This is a genomic window from Vreelandella halophytica (assembly GCF_968193635.1).
This window is the reverse complement of sequence record NZ_OZ309107.1, coordinates 1076824-1098299: the sequence shown is the minus strand read 5'-3', so window position 1 is coordinate 1098299 and position 21476 is coordinate 1076824. Positions and strand designations below refer to the sequence as shown.

20 protein-coding genes are annotated in these 21476 nt (G+C 60.5%); 9 read left to right on the top strand and 11 right to left on the bottom strand.

Annotation, left to right across the window (positions count from 1 at the left end):
* The first annotated feature begins 55 nt into the window (after positions 1–55).
* From mnmA to ACWHXT_RS05145, 6 genes are all read left to right on the top strand, one after another.
* The gene (mnmA, locus tag ACWHXT_RS05170) at positions 56–1192 is read left to right on the top strand and encodes a tRNA 2-thiouridine(34) synthase MnmA (RefSeq protein ID WP_447957503.1); all 1137 of its coding nucleotides are present in this window, start codon (positions 56–58) and stop codon (positions 1190–1192) included.
* Positions 1189–1830: a high frequency lysogenization protein HflD gene (gene hflD, locus ACWHXT_RS05165; protein ID WP_447957502.1), complete on the top strand. Its 642-nt coding sequence runs from the start codon at positions 1189–1191 to the stop codon at positions 1828–1830. The genes mnmA and hflD overlap by 4 nt, the downstream gene beginning before the upstream one ends.
* 43 nt (positions 1831–1873) lie before the next feature.
* Positions 1874–3259 (top strand): adenylosuccinate lyase, encoded by a 1386-nt coding sequence (gene purB / locus ACWHXT_RS05160; protein WP_447928449.1) that lies wholly within the window; start codon positions 1874–1876, stop codon positions 3257–3259.
* Between the two features lie 27 nt (positions 3260–3286).
* Positions 3287–4465 carry a JmjC domain-containing protein gene (locus ACWHXT_RS05155; protein ID WP_447957501.1) on the top strand — a complete coding sequence of 393 codons (1179 nt, stop codon included), beginning with the start codon at positions 3287–3289 and terminating at the stop codon, positions 4463–4465.
* Between the two features lie 257 nt (positions 4466–4722).
* A complete protein-coding gene (locus tag ACWHXT_RS05150) occupies positions 4723–6318 on the top strand; it encodes an isocitrate lyase (RefSeq protein ID WP_447957500.1) in 1596 nt (531 codons plus the stop codon).
* A 386-nt stretch (positions 6319–6704) separates the two neighbouring features.
* On the top strand, positions 6705–7172 hold the full coding sequence (locus ACWHXT_RS05145) for a glycine zipper 2TM domain-containing protein (protein WP_447928446.1): 468 nt from the start codon (positions 6705–6707) through the stop codon (positions 7170–7172).
* Positions 7173–7253: 81 nt separating this feature from the next.
* Here ACWHXT_RS05145 and ACWHXT_RS05140 read toward each other — a convergent pair whose 3' ends face one another.
* Entirely contained in the window at positions 7254–7532 is a 279-nt protein-coding gene (locus ACWHXT_RS05140) for a hypothetical protein (protein ID WP_447928445.1), read from the bottom strand.
* 186 nt (positions 7533–7718) lie between these two features.
* Between ACWHXT_RS05140 and ACWHXT_RS05135 the strand changes: the two genes are divergently transcribed.
* Entirely contained in the window at positions 7719–8201 is a 483-nt protein-coding gene (locus tag ACWHXT_RS05135; RefSeq protein WP_447528158.1) for an FKBP-type peptidyl-prolyl cis-trans isomerase, read from the top strand.
* Between the two features lie 90 nt (positions 8202–8291).
* On the opposite strand, the gene nikR is transcribed toward ACWHXT_RS05135, so the two are convergent.
* From nikR to ACWHXT_RS05095, 8 genes are all read right to left on the bottom strand, one after another.
* Complete coding sequence (gene nikR / locus ACWHXT_RS05130) at positions 8292–8693, bottom strand: nickel-responsive transcriptional regulator NikR (RefSeq protein WP_447957499.1); 402 nt, start codon at positions 8691–8693, stop codon at positions 8292–8294.
* Between the two features lie 10 nt (positions 8694–8703).
* Positions 8704–9894 (bottom strand): MFS transporter, encoded by a 1191-nt coding sequence (locus ACWHXT_RS05125; protein WP_447957498.1) that lies wholly within the window; start codon positions 9892–9894, stop codon positions 8704–8706.
* A 70-nt stretch (positions 9895–9964) separates the two neighbouring features.
* Entirely contained in the window at positions 9965–10489 is a 525-nt protein-coding gene (locus tag ACWHXT_RS05120; RefSeq protein ID WP_447895483.1) for a C40 family peptidase, read from the bottom strand.
* Between the two features lie 316 nt (positions 10490–10805).
* Complete coding sequence (locus ACWHXT_RS05115; RefSeq protein WP_447957497.1) at positions 10806–12050, bottom strand: hydantoinase/carbamoylase family amidase; 1245 nt, start codon at positions 12048–12050, stop codon at positions 10806–10808.
* Positions 12047–13249 carry an acetylornithine deacetylase gene (argE, locus tag ACWHXT_RS05110; protein WP_447957496.1) on the bottom strand — a complete coding sequence of 401 codons (1203 nt, stop codon included), beginning with the start codon at positions 13247–13249 and terminating at the stop codon, positions 12047–12049. Before argE ends, ACWHXT_RS05115 begins: the two co-directional genes overlap by 4 nt.
* A 35-nt stretch (positions 13250–13284) precedes the next feature.
* Positions 13285–14757: a tripartite tricarboxylate transporter permease gene (locus ACWHXT_RS05105; protein WP_447957495.1), complete on the bottom strand. Its 1473-nt coding sequence runs from the start codon at positions 14755–14757 to the stop codon at positions 13285–13287.
* A gap of 25 nt (positions 14758–14782) precedes the next feature.
* Positions 14783–15292, bottom strand: coding sequence for a tripartite tricarboxylate transporter TctB family protein (locus ACWHXT_RS05100; protein ID WP_447928439.1), 510 nt, complete (start codon positions 15290–15292; stop codon positions 14783–14785).
* 55 nt (positions 15293–15347) lie between these two features.
* Positions 15348–16313, bottom strand: coding sequence for a Bug family tripartite tricarboxylate transporter substrate binding protein (locus tag ACWHXT_RS05095; protein WP_447957494.1), 966 nt, complete (start codon positions 16311–16313; stop codon positions 15348–15350).
* A 246-nt stretch (positions 16314–16559) separates the two neighbouring features.
* Between ACWHXT_RS05095 and ACWHXT_RS05090 the strand changes: the two genes are divergently transcribed.
* Positions 16560–17477, top strand: coding sequence for a LysR family transcriptional regulator (locus ACWHXT_RS05090; RefSeq protein ID WP_447957493.1), 918 nt, complete (start codon positions 16560–16562; stop codon positions 17475–17477).
* A 37-nt stretch (positions 17478–17514) separates the two neighbouring features.
* Here the strand turns inward: ACWHXT_RS05090 and ACWHXT_RS05085 are convergent, their stop codons facing one another.
* Both ACWHXT_RS05085 and ACWHXT_RS05080 read right to left on the bottom strand, forming a co-directional pair.
* Complete coding sequence (locus ACWHXT_RS05085) at positions 17515–19977, bottom strand: DUF1266 domain-containing protein (RefSeq protein WP_447957492.1); 2463 nt, start codon at positions 19975–19977, stop codon at positions 17515–17517.
* A gap of 197 nt (positions 19978–20174) precedes the next feature.
* On the bottom strand, positions 20175–20417 hold the full coding sequence (locus tag ACWHXT_RS05080; RefSeq protein ID WP_227388245.1) for a GlsB/YeaQ/YmgE family stress response membrane protein: 243 nt from the start codon (positions 20415–20417) through the stop codon (positions 20175–20177).
* 162 nt (positions 20418–20579) lie between these two features.
* On the opposite strand from ACWHXT_RS05080, the gene ACWHXT_RS05075 reads away from it, so the two are divergent.
* The gene (locus ACWHXT_RS05075; protein ID WP_447957491.1) at positions 20580–21449 is read left to right on the top strand and encodes a D-hexose-6-phosphate mutarotase; all 870 of its coding nucleotides are present in this window, start codon (positions 20580–20582) and stop codon (positions 21447–21449) included.
* Positions 21450–21476 lie beyond the last annotated feature (27 nt).

The following is a 21476-nucleotide window of genomic DNA, read 5'->3' as shown; positions in this document are numbered from 1 at the left end:
AGGCCCGCATCGTGTATAATCGCGGCCAATTGCATACCACTTTACGAGGATGGCCATGACATCCACTCACAGCACGCCCCTGACACCGGCCGCCGGCAAGGTGATCGTCGGCATGTCCGGCGGCGTCGACTCGTCGGTTTCCGCGCTTTTGCTCCTGCAACAAGGCTATGAAGTCGAAGGCCTGTTCATGAAGAACTGGGACGAGGACGACGGCACCGAATACTGCACCGCCAAGGAAGACCTGGCCGACGCCGAAGCCGTGTGCCAAAAGCTTGGTATCAAGCTGCACACCGCCAACTTCGCCGCGGAGTATTGGGATAACGTTTTCGAGCACTTTCTGGCCGAATACAAGGCCGGGCGCACCCCGAACCCGGACATCCTGTGCAACCGGGAAATCAAGTTCAAGGTGTTCCTCGACTACGCCGAGATGCTCGGCGCCGACAAGATCGCCACCGGCCACTACGTACGCCGCGGCGAATACGATGGCCGCCCGCGGCTACTGAAGGGCCTGGATCGCAACAAGGACCAGAGCTACTTTCTGCACGCGGTGCCCGAAGCCGCCATCGCCAAGACCCTCTTCCCGGTGGGTGAGCTCGAAAAGCCCGCAGTGCGGGCGCTGGCCGAAGAGCATGACCTGGTGACGGCGAAGAAAAAGGACTCCACCGGCATCTGCTTTATCGGTGAGCGCCGCTTCAAGGACTTTTTGCAGCAGTACCTGCCCGCCAAGCCTGGCAAGATCGAAACCGCGGAAGGTGATGTGATCGGCGATCACATGGGCCTGATGTACTACACCCTGGGCCAGCGCCAGGGCCTTGGCATCGGGGGCCTGGCCAACTACTCCGAGGAACCCTGGTACGTAGTGGACAAGGATCTCGAGCGCAACGTGTTAAGGGTCGTGCAGGGCAAGGCCCATACGCGCCTATACACCGATTCGCTGGCCACCGAGGCGATGGACTGGGTGGCAGGCGTGGCACCGGTTTCCGAGGGCCGCTTCACGGCCAAGACCCGCTACCGCCAGAGCGACTGCCCTTGCTTTGTACGCACGCGCAGCGACAACGGCGTCGACGTCATCTTCGACGACCCGCAGTGGGCGGTCACACCTGGCCAGTCGCTGGTGCTCTACGATGGCGACATCTGCCTGGGGGGCGGGGTGATCGACACCACCTGGAACGCCGCCGAGGCCGCCGCATGAGCGCGACCACGCCGATTCATCGCGCCCCGGACTCCCCTTCCGCCCGCCAGGCACTAGCGCTGGCCGGGGTGTTTCAGGCCGCAAGCCTGGTCGATGAGCTGGCGCGCACCGGCCAGGTCGAGCCCCGCGCCTGGGAGACGTTGATCAACGCGACCCTTGACACCAACCCGGCAAGCTTCGAGGCGATCTACGGCGGCCACCCCAACAACCTGCGCCGCGGGCTCGATACGTTGGAGGCGCTGGTGGGACGCAAGCAGGCCGACCCGGTGGTGCTGCGCTACGGGTTTTCGATGCTGATGCTGATGAACAAGCTGCGCAGCGATACCGGCATGCTCGACGCCCTGGGCCAGAAGCTCGACCACGTTCAGGGCCAGGCGGAGCACTTCGGCCCGGTGCATGAAAACGTGATCGCAAGCCTGGGCGAAACCTATCAGGAGACGATCTCGACGTTCAAAACGCGCATCGTCGTCCAGGGCGACCCGTCGCTTTTACAGACGCGCATGATGCCCGAGCGAGTGCGCGCCTGTTTGCTGAGCGGTATCCGCTTTGCCCTTTTGTGGCATCAGCAGGGCGGGCGGCGCTGGAAACTGATGTTTCAGCGCAAGGCGCTGCGCCGCGCCCTCGATAGCCTCAACTAGGCCTTATTCAAGACACCGACTTTTTATACCTGGAAACCTTGCCATGCAACTCACCGCTTTGACCGCCCTCTCTCCCGTCGACGGCCGCTACGCCGATAAAGCCGCCGCGCTCAGAGAACACTTCAGCGAATTTGGCCTGATCCGCGCTCGCGTCATCGTCGAAGTGCGCTGGCTGCAGCGCCTGGCCGAGCACGAGGGCATCACCGAGGTCAGCGCGCTCTCTCAAGACGCCACGGCGTTTTTGGAAACGCTAATCGACGAGTTCTCGGTAACCGACGCCGAGCGCATCAAGGAGATCGAGCGCACCACCAACCACGACGTCAAAGCGGTGGAGTACTTTCTCAAGGAGAAGATCGAGGGCCAGGCGGAGCTTCACGCGGTCACCGAGTTCATTCACTTCGCCTGCACCAGTGAGGATATCAACAACCTCTCTTATGGGGTGATGCTGGCCGATGGCCTGAAGGCCGTGTTGCCCACTCTGCACAAGGTGGCCGACGACATCGCCGAGCTTGCCGTGGCCCACGCAGCGCAGCCGATGCTCTCGCGCACCCACGGTCAGACCGCAAGCCCGACCACGCTTGGCAAGGAGATGGCCAACACCGCTTACCGCTTGAAGCGCCAGCTCAAGCAGATCGAAAGCGTCGAGGTATTGGGCAAGATCAACGGCGCGGTGGGCAACTACAACGCTCACCTGGCGACCTACCCGGAGATCGACTGGGAAGCCAACGCACGTACCTTCGTGCAGGGGCTAGGCCTTTGCTTCAATCCTTACACCACCCAGATCGAACCCCACGACTACATTGCCGAACTGTTCGATGCGATCGCCCGTTTCAACACCATTTTGATCGACTTCGACCGCGACGTGTGGGGCTACATCTCGCTTGGCTACTTCAAGCAGCGCACCGTGGAAGGCGAAATCGGCTCTTCCACCATGCCGCACAAGGTCAACCCGATCGACTTCGAGAACTCCGAGGGCAATCTAGGGCTTGCCAATGCGGTGCTCAATCACCTGGCGCAGAAGCTGCCGATTTCCCGCTGGCAGCGCGATCTGACCGACTCCACCGTGCTTCGAAACCTGGGCGTGGGCCTGGCCTACGCGCTGATCGGCTACCACGCGAGCCTCAAGGGCATCAGCAAGCTCGAAGCCAACCCGACGCGCCTGAATGAAGACCTGGACAACAGCTGGGAAGTACTTGCCGAGCCGATCCAGACCGTGATGCGCCGTTTTGGCATCGAAAAGCCCTACGAGAAGCTCAAGGAACTGACCCGCGGCAAGCGTATCGACCAGGCAGGCTTCTCCGCCTTCATCGATTCCCTCGAGCTTCCCGATGAGGTCAAACAAGAGCTGAAAGCCCTTTCGCCGGCCAGCTACATCGGTAACGCCGAAGCCCAGGCTAGAGCACTACCCAAGCGCCTCGATGCGCTATAACCCGCGCCGACTCACCAGGAATTCGCCATGAGCCAACACAACGAGCCGCTGACCCTGCTGGGCGATCTAACGCCCGAGGAATTTCTGAAAAGCTACTGGCAGCAAAAACCGCTGCTGATTCGTGGCGCCATGCCGGATTTCGTCAGCCCCCTGGACCCGGACGAGCTAGCCGGGCTTGCCTGCGAACCCGGCGTCGAGGCGCGACTGGTCGAAGAACAGGGCCCGGAAGGCCCCTGGCAGGTCTCCCAAGGCCCCTTCGACGACGCCACCTTCGAACGCCTGCCCCAGAGTAACTGGAGCCTGCTCGTTCAAGCGGTGGACCATTACGTACCCGACGTCGCCGCGCTGATGAAAGCGTTCAGCTTTCTACCCAACTGGCGCCTCGACGACATCATGGTGAGCTACGCCCCGCCCGGCGGAAGCGTTGGCCCCCACGTGGACCAGTACGACGTGTTTTTGCTGCAGGGCCGGGGTCAGCGGCGCTGGCAACTGGGCGGCAAGCAATCCGATGACGCGCCGATCATCCAGGGCATCGACTTAAAGATTTTGGAAACCTTCGAGATCGAACCCGACTCCGACTGGACGCTGGGCCCGGGCGACATGCTCTACTTGCCACCTGGCTGGGCGCACCACGGCGTGAGCCAAACCGAGGACTGCATGACCTTCTCGGTGGGCTTTCGCGCGCCCTCCGCCGACGAGGCGATCACCTCGTTTGCCGACTATCTCGGCGAGCAGTTGCCAGGCTCGAAGCGCTACAGCGATGCCAGCATGGCGCCGGCCGAGAATACCGGGGAGCTCGACGACGCTTCGCTCGAGCGGATGCGTCACTTCATCCTCGAAACGCTGGACCAGCCCAAAGAGCTTGCCCAGTGGTTTGGCCGAGCCATGACCCAACCAAAGTATATGGACCAGGTCATGCCGCTGGAGGAGCCGCTGGCCGAAGAGGCCCTTGTCGCGCAACTACACGCGGGTGAGCCGCTCTTTCACATGCCCGGCTCGCGCATCGCCTGGCGCTCGGAGCTTGGCACCACCACGCTGTTCTTCGATGGCGACGGCCTGGCCTGCAGCGAGGCGCTGGCCCGCCGCATTGCCGATACCACGCCCATGTACGACGACGTTCTGGAGCTCGAAGACGCTCAACGCGTGCTCACGCATCTGGTCAACGCGGGCAGTCTGGGCTTTATGGACGAAGAAGAAGACGAGTAGCGCTGAATACGCGTTACCTCGCAAGCGCCGCTTTCAAGCGGCGCTTTTTTTATGCCCGAGCCCTGGCGGGCGTAAAACGACGACGTAATCGCGCCGTTTGAATAAGCCCGTGTCGTTTAACTACGACCCCGCCTGCCCCGAAGTGTCAATTGCTGCACCGCACCAAGGCAGCGATAGTGAGAGCACGCCCGCCGCACAGCAGCGGGGAGACGCCACCCAAGCGGGTGCAGACCGCGAACACTACCGGAGGATGCAACATGACAGGACTGCTCGACGACATCAAAGCCATGGCGCAGCTACGCGAGGCCCAGGGCGGCAAGTGGGAGGCCATCAAACCCGAGTACGCCGCGCGTATGCGCTCTCAAAACCGTTTTCATACCGGCCTCGACATCGCCCGCTACACCGCCGGCATCATGCGTGCGGACATGGCCGCCTATGATGGCGATCACGCTCAGTACACCCAGTCATTGGGCTGCTGGCACGGTTTTATTGGCCAACAGAAGATGATCGCCATCAAGAAGCACTTCGGCACCACGAAACGAAGCTACCTTTACCTGTCCGGCTGGATGGTCGCCGCCCTGCGCTCGGAATTCGGCCCCCTGCCCGACCAGTCCATGCACGAAAAAACCTCCGTGGCGGCACTGATAGAAGAGCTCTACACGTTTTTGAAACAGGCCGATGCCTGGGAGCTCAACCATCTGTTTCGTAAGCTCGACGACGCCCAACAGGCCGGTGATCAACGCCTTGCGCAAGAGCTGACGCAAAAAATCGACTGCTTCGAGACACACATCGTGCCGATTATTGCCGATATCGATGCGGGCTTTGGCAACGCCGAGGCCACCTATCTACTCGCGAAGAAGTTCATTTTGGCCGGGGCGTGCTGCATCCAGCTCGAGAACCAGGTCTCCGACGAGAAGCAGTGCGGCCATCAGGACGGCAAGGTCACCGTGCCTCACGAGGACTTTTTGGCCAAGATCAACGCCGTTCGCTACGCGTTTTTGGAACTCGGCGTGGACGACGGCGTGATCGTTGCGCGCACCGACTCCCTTGGCGCCGGGCTTACCCAGAAGATTGCCGTGACGCACACCCCGGGGGACCTGGGTGATCAGTACAACAGCTTTTTGGATGGCGAGCCGGTCGAAAGCGCCGACGATATCCACAATGGAGACGTGGTCATCAAGCAAAACGGCAAGCTGGTCCGGCCCAAGCGCCTCGCTTCCGGCCTCTACCAGTTCAAGCCTGGAAGCGGCGAGGAGCGCGTCATACTCGACTGCATCACCAGTTTGCAAAACGGCGCCGATCTTCTCTGGATCGAAACCGAAAAACCCCACGTGGGCCAGATCGCCAGCATGGTCAACCGCATTCGCGAGGTGGTGCCGGATGCCAAGCTCGTTTACAACAACTCGCCGTCGTTCAACTGGACACTCAACTTCCGCCAGCAGGTCTTCGATGCCTGGGAAAAAGAGGGCAAGGATGTTTCGGCGTACGTGCGCGACCAGCTGATGAACGCCGAATTTGATGCCACCGAATTGGGCCAGCTTGCCGACGAATGGACGCGCAACTTCCAGCGCGACGCCGCCAGGGAAGCGCACGTCTTCCACCACCTGATCACCCTGCCTACCTACCACACGGCGGCCCTTTCCACCGACAACCTGGCAAAAGGCTACTTTGGCGAGGAAGGCATGCTCGCCTACGTGGCCGGCGTTCAGCGCCAGGAAATCCGCCAGGGTATTGCCACCGTCAGGCATCAGGACATGGCCGGCTCCAACATCGGCGACGACCACAAGGAGTTCTTCCACGGCGATGCCGCGCTAAAAGCCGGCGGGAAGGACAACACCATGAACCAGTTCTAGCCACTGGCTAGCATCGACCATGAAGAACCCGCGCCGAGGCCCCGCCTCGGCGCACCTGTATGGACCAGCCAAGTGTTAGCCCCTTATATATCTCTTGTACAAAAAGCGTACTTTCACTACATTCTGAGCGGGCCAACTTGCTTCATAAAGCCTGCTTACCGGTAGAAAGCATATAAAGCGAGCGCGCGGTACTTATTTGCTGCACATTGCTTACTCGATACACCTTTCTGCCTAATAAAAGTGATCTTTTTTAAGCGAGACTGGTCAAACCCCTTAACTTTGTTTATCTTTTAAAAAACACTGTTTGATAACCGTGACGCACCTGACAGCCGTCTTGAACGCTAGACCCGTGCTGACAGACCCGCGCCAATAGATTTGGAGGTTTTATGAAACGCATTTTACCCGTTGCTCTTCTTGGTCTCGTAACACTTGCAGGTTGCGCCAATACGGCCCCCTATTCCGGAAACGTTTACCGTGGAAGCCAAGCACAAACCGCTCAAAGTGTCACCTACGGAACCATCACTTCGATCCAGCCGGCCAAAATTCAGGCTGAAAGCCGCGCTGGGGGCTTGTTAGGTACTGCCGGGGGCGCCGTTGTCGGCGGCTTACTAGGAAGCCAGGTAGGTGGCGGTGGCGGACGCCGCTTGGCAACCGCTGCAGGTGCCATAGGTGGTTCGGTTGCAGGCAGCAAGATCGAGGAAGGGTCGAACCTCATCAATGCTTATGAAATAGAAGTTCAGACTGACAGTGGCGATATCAGGTCTGTCGTTCAAAGCGCAGATCAACAATTTCAAGCTGGTCAGCGCGTTCGCCTTCTCGGCAATGGGGGTAATTTGAGAGTAGCGCCCTACTAAATCATCTTCCAAGCCCCTGCCATAAAAAATGCCCGGCCAATTGGCCGGGCATTTTTGCGTTTGGCAAAGCGTCGAACGCCTTTAGTGCGAAAGGCTGCTTGCCCAGTTGGCCAGCTTGACGACGACCAGCCCGATCAGCGCCAGCAAAATGGCGACCAGCAGGATTTCGACCGGGTTCACCAGCGCCGTGGCACCCAGCACCGCCAGCGCCACAATCCACACGTAGCGGCTTTCACCGCGGCTTTTCAGGGCGCTGGGCAAGAGCTTATCGAGCCCTTCGCTAACGCCGCTTTCCCAACGCTGGTGAGCGAAGTAAGCGATTAAAACAAAAGCGATAATCCACAAAAACAGAATGGTCATGACGGCTCCGGTAAGCGATAGGAGAATGGACGAGTGGAAAAAAGGTGAGCTTAGAGTATCGCTCGGCCCTTTTTCACGCAACATCCCGCAGGGCCCATAACCGTGAAAAACCCGTTGTAGCCCCCTGACAAGCAGGCTCACACACGTTACCATTATAGGTACATGCACTCACCGAAAGGTTTTCAAATGCAAATTGCGCAGAACTCGGTTGTCGCGTTTCACTACACCCTGACCAACGATGCAGGTGAAGTGCTAGACAGTTCAGAAGGCCGCGAGCCGCTTACCTATCTGCACGGCGCTGGCAACATCATCCCGGGCCTGGAAAAAGAGCTCGAAGGCCGTAACGAAGGCGAAAAGCTGAACGTCAAGGTAACCCCGGAAGAAGGTTACGGTGAAGTTCAGGACCAGCTGATGCAGGAAGTGCCGCGGGATGCGTTCCAGGGCGTTGAAAGCGTCGAGCCCGGCATGCAGTTCCAGGCACAGACCGAAGGCGGCCCGCTGATGGTCACCGTCAAGCAGGTCGAAGGCGATACGGTCGTTGTCGATGGCAACCATCCGCTGGCCGGCCAGCACCTGAACTTCGACGTTGAAATCTCCAGCGTTCGTGAAGCAAGCGCAGAAGAAGCCGAGCACGGCCACGTGCACGGCGAAGGCGGCGTAGAGCACTAAACACGCTCTGCTTGCACGCTATCGAAAAGGGCGGCCCACGGGCCGCCCTTTTTTACGTTGGTACATGCAGGCGCTGGCAAGTGATCGGTTTTAGGTCTCCGGGATCAGTACCAGCTGGCCATGGCGCACGCTGCGTGAAGAAGTCACCTCGTCGGCAAAGTGCTGCAGGGCTTGGCCCTCGCCTTTCAAAAGAGCCACTTCCAGGCAGCTCTCTGCATTGATGTGCACGTGCAGGGTAGAGAGCGTCAAATCGTGATGATCGTGCGAGTGGCGGGTCAGCCGCCGGGAGAGCTCGCGGGCGCCGTGATCAAAGACGTAAACGAGTGCCCCCATACATACTTTATCGAGCTCGGTGGGGGTCTGCGCTTGGTTGAGCCCGCTACGCGTTAAATCACGTATTGCCTCGGAGCGGTTTTGGTAGCCGCGGGCACGCATCAGCGCGTCCACTTCCTTGATCAGCTCATCGTCCAGGGTCACCGTTACCCGCTGCATAATCGCCTCTTTATGAATCGCCCGCGCGCCGCTCGAACCGCCAAAGGCCTAGCGCGATGAAAAACGTAACCCCGAGCAGCAGCCACGACCCCACCGCGACCCCTTGCCACTGCGACCAGCGCCAAAAAGGCTCGAGCCAGAACCCGCCGACGCTGGCGCCCAGATAGTAGAACACCAGATAAAGCGCCGAGGCGCTGCCCCGCGCCCCTTGAGCGTAGCGCCCTACCCAGCTCGAGGCGAGGGAATGACAGAGAAAAAAACCGAAGGCGTTGATCGCAAGGCCCAGAATGATCAGCGAAAGCGAGCTTGCCAGGGTGACGCCGGTGCCCAGCGCCAAAATGACGATACCCGCGCACATACAGCGCGCAGGCGAGAAGCGCTGCGCCAACCCTCCGGACACCGTCGAGCCCAGCGTGCCACCCAGGTAGGTCAAAAAGATCAGCCCGAGTGCCCCGGCGGCGAGCTGGTACGGCGTGGCCGCCAGGCGAAAGGTGATATAGCTGTACTGGTTGATGAAGACCAGAAAATTGATGCCGCCCAGGCAGTACGCTCCCAAAAGCGCCGGTGTCTTGAGGTGACCTTTAAGGTCGCGCACCGCCTGGCGCAGCCGAAACGCCTTGGGCACGAACGCCTGGCTTTGCGGCAATAGCCGCCAGAAGAGCACACAGCCCAGAAGCGTTATCATCCCCACGACCAAAAACGCCGCCGAGGGCCCGCCCAGGGAGGCGGCAAAGCCGCCCACCACGCGCCCACTGATTCCGCCCAGCGAGTTGGCGCCAATATAGAGCCCCACGGCGCTTAAAAGCGCGGGCTTGTCGAACTCGTCGCCCATCCAGGCGATCGCCACGGCGGGCAGCCCGCCCAGCACGAAGCCCTGCAAGAGCCGCAGCAGCAATAGCGATTCGAAATTAGGGGCAATGGCCAATGAAACGGTCAGCACCCCGGCGATCACCAGCGTAATACGCATGATCGCCTCGCGGCCGATCGCATCCGACAACGGGCCGAATACCAGAAGCGAAAAGGCGAGCGACATGGTCGCGAAGGACATCAAAAGGCTCACGCCCAGGGTGGAAACCCCGTAGGCGTCTCTTAACCCCGGCAAAAGCGGCTGGGGAACGTAGAGATTGATAAAGACGAGAAACGAGCCCAAACAGAGTGCGGCGGTAGCGCGCCACCAGGCGCGGGTTTTGGCCTCGATCATGGCGCATCCATTGGTAAGCGGCGCTCGCGCCCGGGCCAGGCCTCGCTAAGCCGGCCGGCCCAAAGAGCGGTTAAAAACGACCGAGCTGAGCAACGTGAGTGGGTTCCAGCGCCCGGCGCGACTGCCAATAGTGGCGCTGCCAGTAGCGGTTGCTCATGCTCGAAATAATGACCCCTTGCGAGGAAGAGGCGTGCATGAAGTAGCCATCACCCATGTAGATGCCCACATGGTTGTAGGGGCCCGGGGGCCGGAAGAAGACCAGATCGCCCGCCTGTAGTTCCTGGCGGTCGATCAAGCGTCCCTCGTGTACTTGATCGGTGGTGGAGCGGGGAAGCTCCAGATTGAACGTGTCGCGGAAGATGTTTCGAACGAACCCGGAGCAGTCCACCCCTCGCTGCGTCGTGCCGCCAATCCGGTAGGGGGTGCCGGACCACCGCTGATGCTGGGCGAGCAGTGCCTCCTTGATCATCATAGGTGGCGGGGTCTGAAAACTGCGCATTTGGGTAAGGGTATTATCGACCGGGGACATTTGCGGGCTAACGCCCTTTTTCAATCCCGGTAGCGTCATTGCGAAATAATCTTCGGGGGGCTCCATATTCTGGGAACTTGCACACCCGGCCAAAAAGGAAAAAATCACGCAAACGCCCATGACTCGGGCAGCTGTCACAGCCAAGTGTGGCACCGAAACCATGCAAACAACCCCTTAATGTTATTAACCGAAACCAGGCTTTTTTTCTAGCCGACGACTATAAGCTAATTACCCTGGGTTTGGCGAGCCTCAATGCAATATCTAATGATCTACCGCAAGGCAGACGCCGCCGCTCTCGCGAACGCAGTAAAAACTGCAAATATTGAAAAGAAAGCGCTTCCTCTATTTAGGAGATCGGTCTGTAAGTAGAGCGAAAGCCCCATCATACGAGCCGGTGATCGAGGCTTTTGAGCGCGTGCTGGAGAACCCGGCAACCGTTTGCCGCTTGGGTCGGGGTAATGCTTTCTTCCGGGCAGTGGCTTCTTCCTTCAAGGCAAGGAACGAACATCATGCCCATGGGGGCAATGCTTGCCATATAGGCCGCATCGTGCCCTGCGCCGCTGGTCACGCTCATAGAGGTTAAGCCAACCGCTTGGACGGCCTCCTGAATACTCGCGCGAACGAAATCGCTACAGGGTGTGGGCAGGCCCTCACTCAGCGGGGTTGCGATAATTTCTAGTCCTCGCGTTTGGGCCTCGCCCCGGGCTTTCTCGAGAACCGGCGCGAAGAAGTTTCCGAGCAGGTGCGCATCGTTGCTCCGTACTTCCAATACCATCTCGGCGCGTTCGGCAATCGCGTTAGCCGCATTGGGAAAGACCTCGAGGCGCCCAACCGTCGCCACGAGATAGTGCTCGCCGCCACTTTCGTCAAACGCCGCCGTCTGGATCGCCTTGATCAACCCCGCGGCCTCGGCCAGCGCGTCCCGGCGCAGCGCCATCGGCGTAGTGCCAGCATGATCGGCTTGGCCCAACACCTGGATATCGAAACGCTGAATACCGACGATATCGCTGACCACGCCAATCGGCACCTCGCTCTCTTCCAGCACGCGGCCCTGCTCGATATGAAGCTCTAAAAAAGCGGCGATATCCCCTTGCCGGCGTAAAGGCGTATTTAGGGCCTCCGGGGCACCCCCTACCCGACGAATGGCGTCGCCCAGACGCTCGCCGCCGGGCTCGCTAAAATCGAGCATATCAGCCGTCAATGCGCCGGTCATTGCGCGGCTACCGACACAGGAGATACCGTATTCGCTCGGCTCTTCGGAGAGAAAGTCGATGACCTCGACATCGCGGCGTAGCCGAGTGCCGGCCTCGGTCAGGCTCTGCATCGCCTCGAGCCCCGCCAGAACGCCCAGGATGCCATCATAACGCCCCCCGCCCGGTACCGTATCGGTATGACTTCCAATCACCAGCGGGGCGAGCGACGGGTCGCGTCCGGCCAGTCGACCGATCAGGTTACCCGCTTCGTCCAGCCGCGTTATAAGCCCGGCGTCGCGCATCCTGGCGTCGAGCCACTCGCGCCCGGCTTGGTAACGGCTGGTAAAGGCGCGTCGGGTCCAGGGGCGGGCCGGGTCGGTGATCGTCGATAAGCTTTCGAGGTTGTGCCAAAGGCGATCTGCGTTGATGCTCATACGGCTCCTTTTTCATCCGCCATCCACGCGCCCAGCGCATCGAAAAAGTACAGACACTCGCTTAGCTGACTGATCTCGACGTACTCGTCGGGCTTGTGGGCCTGTTGAATAGAGCCCGGACCGATAATGACCGAAGGAATACCGCCGTCGATTTCGAATACACCGCCTTCGGAGCCGTAGGACACCTTGCCACCGCACGGCGGCACAATCGCCTCCAGTCTCTTGAAGAGCTCACTTTCGGTGGCGTCTCCCATGGCCGGGTACGAGAACCGCTCCTGCCACTCGATAGTGGCCGAAGGCGCAATACGGTGCATGTCGGGAAGCAGCGTGCTTTCCACGTCGTCGATTAGCGCCTGTAGATCACCCCAAGCCGCTTGCTGGTCGATACTGCGCAGTTCGAAAACGAACTCGCAGGTATCCGGTGTTACGTTCGTGGCCACGCCGCCGCTTACCAGAGTGGCCAGAGTCGTTGCGTGGGGGACACTAAAGTCATGATCGAACGGGCCTTCCCGCTCGTAGCGCCGCGAGCGCTCGCCGATCATGGCGATAATGCGCGCAGCAACTTCCACGGCGTTGACATGCTGCGGCGCGAAGGAGGAGTGACCGCCCTCCCCGCGCACAGTGACCTGCATGGCAATCTTGCCTTTCTGCCCGTTGATCAGTCGCATTTCGCTGGGCTCGCCAATAATCGCCAGGCCCGGCGGAACCTCTAGCGCGGCCAGGTGTTTGGCAATCGCCGGCGCGCCCAGACAGCCCACCTCCTCGTCGTAGGAGAAACAGAAGTAAAAAGGTCGTGTGAGCGGGCCTTTCAAAAGCGTGGAAGCGGCGGCCATCACGCAGGCCGCAAAGCCTTTCATGTCGCAGCTGCCACGCCCGTAAAGGCGATCGCCGCGCTGCTCCAGGTTAAACGGCGCGCTCGTCCAGCGCTCGGCTGCGGCGGGTACGACGTCGGTGTGGCCGGAAAGCACGATGCCCGGCACGTCCCTGGGGCCGATCGAGGCGACCAGGTTCGCTTTTTCGCCGCTTGCGTCATGCAGCACCGTGGTTTCCATGCCCAACTCGTCGAAATAGCGCTTCATGTGCTCAATGATGGCGAGATTGGAGTGGGCACTGGTCGTGTCAAAGCCAATCAGGTCCTCGAGATGACCGATAGCGCAGGCAAGGCCTGGATGGTTCTGACGCTGGTCACAGGCAGACATAGCACCGAATCCTTGATGGTTGATAGAGGCCACGATTAAGTCCTGGCTTTTTTGAACTGCTGACGGATCGTGATCACGACGACGAAAACCGATAGCGCCGCGAACAGCCAAGTGATGGGCGACGACAACAGCACGCTCGGGTCACCACGGGAGATAGCAAGGGCGCGGCGCAAGTTCTCCTCAAGCATCGGCCCCAGAATAAAGGCGATGAGAAACGGTGCGGCAGGAATGGCCAGCAGATACATGAAGAAGCCGAAAATACCCATGGCCAGCAGCACGATGACATCGTACATATTATTGGAGATCGAGAAGATCCCGAACAGGCAAAGTGTCAAAACGATCGGTGTCATCAAGCCCGGCGGAATACGCGAGATATGCGAGAAAAAGCGCATGGTCGCCTTGCCCGCGCCAAACAGCAAAAACGACGAGAACAGCATACCAATGAACAGCATGTAGACTTCGTTGAGATTGTTCTCGAAAAGCATCGGCCCAGGTGTCATACCGTGGATCATGAACGCCCCCAACATGACGCCGGTAATGACATCGCCGGGTACACCGAGGGCCAGCAGCGGAATCATCGTCGAGCCGCAGCAGCCGTTATTGGCGGATTCCGAGGCGGCGATACCTTCGACTTCGCCCTTGCCAAAGTTTTCCCGGTTTTTAGAGCTACGCTGGGCCTCGCCGTAGGATGAGAACGCCGCCGCGGAAGGTCCAATACCGGGAATTGCCCCCATCACGACGCCGATCATGCTGCCCTTTAGCATGGCCTTGAGTGAACGGCGAAGCTCGGCCCGCGTTACTCGGTTATCGCCCAGCTGCATCGGCTTGTGCGTTTCGGTATTATGAAACACCACCAGCTTCAAAAGCTCCGGAATCGCAAACAGCCCGATAAGCACCGGCGCTACGGCCAAACCGCCCTGCATATCGACGGTCATTGCAAAACGAAAGGAGCCGTACATATCTTCGCCTACGGTGGCGAGCAAAAGCCCCAAACAAGCCGAAACGAGCCCAAGCAGCAGCGAGCGCCCCGATACCCCGGCCACGGTGGTCAGAGCAAACACCATCAGCATGGCGTACTCGGGCGGGCCGATGCGCAGCGCCAGCAAAGCCAACGGCGCGGCAATGAAAATCAGCGAAATATTTGAGATAAAATCGCCTACGCAGGATGAGTAGAGCGCCATGTTAAGCGCTTTACCCGCCTTCCCTTGGCGCGCCAGCGGATAGCCATCCAGCGTCGTGCAGGCGGCGGAGGCCGTCCCCGGGGTTTTAATCAGAATCGCCGACACCGACCCGCCGTAGGTCGAGCCCTTGTAAAGCGCTACCAGCAGTAAAATGCTGGGAATGGGCTGCATATAAAACGTGAAGGGTAGCGCCAGCGTTACTGCCATCGTCCCGGTCATTCCCGGAATCGCGCCGATGATGACACCGCCCCAGATACCGGCGGCCATGATCAGAAAATTCTCGAGCGTTGCAACTGCCTGGAAAGCAATCAGCAGGTCATTAAGCATACCAGGGTCCCCTAATGCGCGGTGCTCACAAGCCGAGCGATCTGAGCAGAGAGCCAGCAGGAAAGCGCGTGTTGAGCGCGCTGGAGAAGAACAGATAAAGCAGCAGTGGCAGCACCACGGCAACGCCAAGCGAGATCCAGGCGCGCCGCCAGTAGCCGGTCAAAACGAGCATCGCCGCCAACAATAAAATACTGGCGATCAAAAAGCCCACCAACCCAACGGCGAGAACGAAGAGCGTAAAAGCCACCAGTACACAGGCGAAGCGCAGCAAAAGCGTGCCAAGCGGCGCGCCCTGGCGAATCTCGCTGGCCCCCTCCGGGTCAGGGTCGGCTATCGCCTCGGTTTTACGCGAGAGCGAAAACCCCAGTAACAGCAACCCAAAAATAGCGCCAAGGGTCGCGACCGTTCGCGGCCACATATCCGGCGGCGGTGCAAACCCGGGTATGAAATTGGGACGGGGTACGTAGGCCGGTATCAAGACCAATACCACGACTGCAAACAGCGCTGTAATCGCTACACCACGCGCAATACCCATACCCCCTCCCGCTACTGACAGTTTCATGGACCCGGTGAACGGCATCGAATACCGATCAGTCCAGGTAGCCAAATTCCTGAGCAAGGCCGCGATAAAATTCGTACTGCTCTTCGGCGTAAGTCGCCATGTCGGCGCTACCAATCGTGGAGATCGAACCACGGTCTTCGGCACGACTCAGCCAGCTCTCGCTTTCAGCTACGCCCTCGAGCACCTCTTCCCAGGTCGTTATCACCTCATCCGGCAGGTCAGGCGGGCCATACAACGCGCTCCAACCAATGACCTGCCCCGCCCGCTCGTAGCCAAGCTCTTGAGCGGTGGGCACATCGGGCAGTGCTTCCATACGCTCGGGCGAGTAAACCATCAAGGGACGCATGTCGCTGCTTTCGATGTGCGGCATCAAGGAGCCGGCGGCAATCGCAAGAAAGTCCACGTGCCCGCCCAAAAGCGCGGTAGCAAGCGCACCGCCACCCCGGAAAGGCACCAGGGTGGCAGCGGTTAGCGGGTCCATCCCTGCATCGGCAAGCAGTGCCTGAACGGTGAAACCGTCGATTGCCGTCGCTCCCGAGGCGGCATAAGCCATTGCGCCCGGATCGCTCTCGATACCCTCAAGTAGCTCATCGACACTCTCGTAGGGCGAGTCTTCGGCGACCGCCAGGATCATCGGCGTGGCTTCGAGTTGGCTTAAAAAGGTGTATTCATCCCAGTCGACGCTGCTATTGGCGTTGACCGCCGGCGATAGCGCCATACCGACCCGTGCCAGCAACAGCGTGTAGCCATCCGGGTCCGCCTGCGTCACGTTACGCGCGCCGGTCATGCCGCCGGCCCCGGACTGGTTGGTTACGGTGATGGGCTCGCCAAGAAACGGCCGAGCGGCTTCAGCAAAGGCACGCCCAGCGAGATCCGAGGCGCCACCGGGGCCATAGGGGACGACCAGGGTGACCGCTTCCGACGGGTAGCTTTGGGCATGGGCCGTACACGTTACCGCCAGGCTCAGCGCGGTGAGGGTCAAGATACGTTTCATTCCTGTCTCCAACGTTGTTATTGCTTATATTTATTGACGTAGCGCTTGCCTACGCCACCACGACGCTAAAAGTATAGGCCTCTATGAAAATAATTACAAAAAACTCATTCAGTATGCAAATATGTACTACTCATACAGCATAATTGCATGCCCAAACGGCGCCAAAGGTGCCGGTCAAAGTGATTCTGAACCGCTAAACACCGGGTGCAGTGACTAGCGCTGCGCTCGACAGATACGGCACGAGATATGAAAATCAAAGAGATAGAAGCGTTCGATGCTTTCATGAAGCACGGCACGACAAAGGCCGCCGCCGAAGCACTGGCGATCAGCCAATCCATGGTGAGCAGGCTACTGACGGGGCTCGAGGAGGAAGTTGGCTTTACGCTTTTCAAGCGAACGCGTAACCAGATAGAACCCACGCCAGAAGCGTTCGCCTTTCACGCCTCGGCGCGGCGATTGATCTCGAGCATACGCGACACACAAAAGGACGCCGAGGCGATCGCCAACAATCAGGTGGGCAACGTGGTAATCGCCGCCCAGCCGATTTTTTGCGACACCTTTTTGCTCGATGTCATCAAGCGCTTCAAAAAGCGCCATCCCAAGGTGGGGGTACGCCTAGTCGACGTCGGGATGCAGGAGTTGCTCAAGATGATCGACAACAACACCTGCGATATAGCGCTGGGTATCACCCTGGAGGCGGATACCTATGGCGCCAGCGTTACCAGCCTGGCGCGCTGCTCGGCGCGCTGCATCATGCACCGACAACATCCGCTAACGGCGCTGGACGAAGTGCCCATTGCCCGACTACGCAACCAGACCTTTGTGGAGCTGATGCCGGATAGCCCGCTGCGCTCGCGGGTCGACTACATCATGCAGACGATCGATATAAAAAGAGATATTGCGGCGGAAATCCGCCCCATGCGAGGCGTGTGTGCGCTGGTCGACCGCAACGTAGGACTGGCGGTGGTCGACCCGATAGCGGAGCTTCTACTGGCAGGCACCAACATTGTTTCAAAGCCGATCACCCCCAGTATCGAGTGGGAAATAGCGTTACTCAAATCCAAGCGACGCCCGCTCAGCACCGTCTCGGCCGCCTTTTACGATGAAATATGCCAGGAAATCGACACCCTCATCGATATGGGTATTCTCCAAAAAAGACGATGAGCATGAGCCCGTGAAAAGCGGCAGCGCTTTTTACGCCTCAATGCAGTATCCGTTGATCCCCGGGTAGGGTGTCGATATGCAGCGGGGCAAAGTGGCGCGGTTTGGTGCCGGGGAAGTCCAGGCTCGTCCAGGGGCCGGCCAGAATCGGTGCGCCGCTCAGCCAGGCGGTTAGGGCCTGGCGGAAGCCGGCCAGAAACTCCTCGCGCTCGGGCGTTTCGCCCATGAAAAAGGAAAATCCGGCGTACATGCCCGCCGCGTACTCCTGCCAACCGGCGTAGTGTGCGTCGGCCAGTTGGTAGGCGCGGTCCAGCACGCGGTTGAACGCCTCCCGCTCCAGCCAGCCAAGCTGGCGCGCGGCAATCGCCAGGTCCATCAACTGGGCGATGTCCCAGGCCGCCATGTCCACATCGTTGCAGCCATCCTCGTTGTCACGCACCCGGCGAAGGCGAAGCAGATGGTGGCGCTCTTCCTCCACGCAGTCGCCGGACTCCAGAATGGCGATTTCGCTGGCCAGCCGCCCGGGGTTGAGCGTGTAGGGGGCGTAGTTGATCTGATACTCCTGACGGTCGCCGGATTCGAGCATGAAGTTCAGAAAATCCTGCATGTCGGCGGCGCTGGCCAAGTGGTAGTGACTGTCCACCCACTCGCGAATCGAGGCCTGTTCGCGCTCGCTTTCGGGCTGGGGGTCGCTCCACACGGCGCTGTTGAGCGGACCGACCAGCGCCATGGCGGTAAAGTGGCTGATGCTGGGCCGCTCGCCGGGCTCCTGCCAGGCGCCGGGCTGCCAGTCAAGCCAGTAGAAGAGGCTGCCCGGGTCTTCCAAGTGCCAGGCGATTTCGCCGATCAACGAGTCGTGTTCGGGCTCGGGCAGGCAGCTCTCCCAGGCAAACCAGGCCTCCAACAAGCGCCGCGGGGAGGTATAAAAGCGGCACAGGCAGCTCTTCAAGGCGCTGGCGTAGTTCAAAAGCGCTGGCTGCTCGAACAAGCGGCTATCAAACGCCATGTGCAGATAAAAGGCGAACTTCTCGGCCATGTGAACCGTGGCGGCGTGGCGGCTCACGCCCTTGAGGCTTTGCAATTGGCGGACTTCATCGGCGCCGGGCTGGCCAAAGGGCGTGCGTTTGGGCGGCATCACACCGTGAACCGCGTCGGCGGCCAGCTGATTGAGGTGATGCGCCTGGGCCGGCAGCCAGTAACGGGCCAGCGCCCCCGCCCCTTCGTCGGCGTGAAGCCCGAGCGCGTCCTGCAAATAGACCGCCGCATCGGCGCGGCGCTTTTCGCCCATAAAGGCGCCGGGGTCGAACTGGCGCAGCATCGCATCGGGTTCGCGAACGCTTGCAAGCGCCAGCAGCCAGTGGTGGTCCGTCGAGCGCCACGCCTTGATACGCGCCCGCGAACCCGACAGCACCGCCGGGTCCAAAAGCGCGCCGGGCTCCATGTCCCAGGGGCTACAAAACGCTTCCAGCAGCAGCGTATGCTGGGCACTGGGCGTCATCGCGCGCCGGTCGATGCCTTCGAACAGGCTCTGCCCACGGCGGTAGGCGGCCAAAAGCGCCGACCAGTCCGCGTAGCGCTGGGTAATCAGATCAGCGCCGTGGGCGGCAATATCATCGGCTTCCTGCTGACTCAAAAGCCCGCTGCACGCCCCCGCCCAGGCAAGCTCGACCATACGCAGCCAGTCCCAGGCGGCCCACTCGAGCGGCTCGTTTTGACTAACGAACCGATCGAGCACCGGTGCGTAGGCAAACTCGTCCTGGGCGCCACGCTGCCACTCCAGCCGCTGGGCGGCGTCCATACCCGGCAGCTCCCGCGCCTCGATATCCCAACGCTGGCGGTCGCCCTGGGCGCTGAGCCACAACGCCACACCCAGAAGCTGGTCGCGGTCGTTGACCTGCCAGATTTGCGCAAGCCACTGGCGCGCCTCGGGCCAGTCCCCCGGCGTTGCCGGGTAGCACATGACCGGATGAAACAGCGCGCCCAGCCGCCAGGGCCGGGCGTTGGGCGTATCCGGCCAAAGGGGGGTCGGCGGCGGTGTCTCGGCGAGTGCCCGCTCGAAGGTGGGCCAGCTCACGGCGCTGGCCTCGCTCTCCCATTGGGTCAGGGTTTGGCACGCTTCCAAAAAGCGCTCTTGAACCTCGGCGGGAGCACTTTCGCCCACGGCCTGGCGCAGGTCGCGCAGCCAGCTGCGCAGGTCACGATACTTCGCGGCGATGCGGCGCATCACGTGGTGTGCCCAGCTCACCGCCTGTTCAGAGGAGATCCACCCGGCGGCGCCGGCGAGCGCGCTCCACTCGAGCGCACCCAGCAGCTGGTGAGGGTGCGCATCGAACGCCCCCAGCCCATGCAAAAACTTTTCGACCAGCTCCCCCCGATGGGTAATGCCCAATGCCTGCAGGCGCTGTTCGGCGTTTGCGCTATCCATCGCTAAAGGGTGTGACAGGAACGCCCAATCGCACAGCACAAGCTGTTGGGACCACCAGGAAGTTAATGCTTCGGCCAAAAGACACCTCGAAAACGACACTCGGCAACGCGCCAGAAAAAGCGCCCTAGTGTAACGGAAACTCCCGGCAAGGCCGATAGCGCGCTTGGCAATTAACCAAAAACACCGCCCCGAAGAAGACTCCGGGGCGGTGTTTAAAAACGTAGTGCCGGCTTAGCGGGTAAACCGTTTGCCTTTAGTGCTTGGGCAGCCAGCGTTTAGGCGCTTCGCACCTTGCTGATGATCCACAAAAGCACCACGGCACCGACAGTCGCCGTCACCAGCGAGCCAATGAAGCCCCCGGCGGACAGGCCCAGAAGGCTAAACAGGAAACCGCCGATCACCGCACCCACGATACCGACACCGATATTGGCGATAATGCCGAAGCCGCCGCCGCGCATAATGTTGCCAGCGATCCAGCCAGCCAGACCACCGATAATAAGCCATGCTAAAAAGCCCATAATTCCTCCTTGGTTTTTTCACTTATACGCAGGTTTTACCTACCGTGCGCGCTTGTCCTAACATAGCACACAGCGCTAAGGTTCTGCCTGGTTTATGTGCGCCGTAACCACCCCATAAGCGCCCCCGCCAACGCGATACGCTGACCCAATTGAGGAAACCCCATGATCCCCGACTCGCTCAACGCCCTTATCTCCAATGTGGCCGATCAGGCACAAACCACCTGGCAAGGCCGCGAGGTGATCATTTTCAACATGGCGTGGGGGGAAATGGTCATCAGCCTGCAGGGTGGCCAGGTGCTGCATTTCAAGCCCCATAACGACACGCCTTGGCTTTGGGTGACGCCCACCCCCGCGCCGCTGCCCGCCACCATTCGCGGCGGCATACCGCTTTGCTGGCCCTGGTTTGCCGACGAGCGCTACGCCGATGAAAGCCCTAATCACGATGGCCCGTTCCATGGCCTGGCCCGCCAGGCCCAGTGGCGACTGGACGCCGTGGACGAGCACGCCGAAGGTATCGAGGTCCACCTCTCCCCGGCCGAGCGTCTGCACGGCCTGCTGACCGCCCGCGTGGTCGTTCAAGCCAACGCCCAGCGTCTGAACGTGGAGCTCATTAGCGAGAACATCGGCGAAACGCCGGTGAAAATCAGCGCTGCGCTGCATACGTATCTGGGCGTGGCGAACACCCACCAGTGTCGTCTGGAAGGCCTGGCCGGGGCCCGCTATCTGGACAAGCTCAAGGATTTCGCCGAGGCCGAACAACAGGGCGTGCTGGCCGTTCAAGGCGCGGTCGACCGTATCTATCACACCAACGAAGCGGTAACACTCAGTGACGGCGAGCGCACCCTGCGCGTCGCCAAACAGTCCAGCGACTCCACCGTGGTGTGGCACCCAGGCGATGTGCTACCCGCCGACACCCCGGCAAAAGCCGCCTACCGCTTCGTGTGTGTCGAAGCCGCCAATACCCGGCTCGACCCGGTATGGCTGGTCCCCGGCGCCCAGCACCTGCTCGGCACGACGATCAGCCGCGGTTAATCGCTGGTTAATGAACGCTTTGCTATG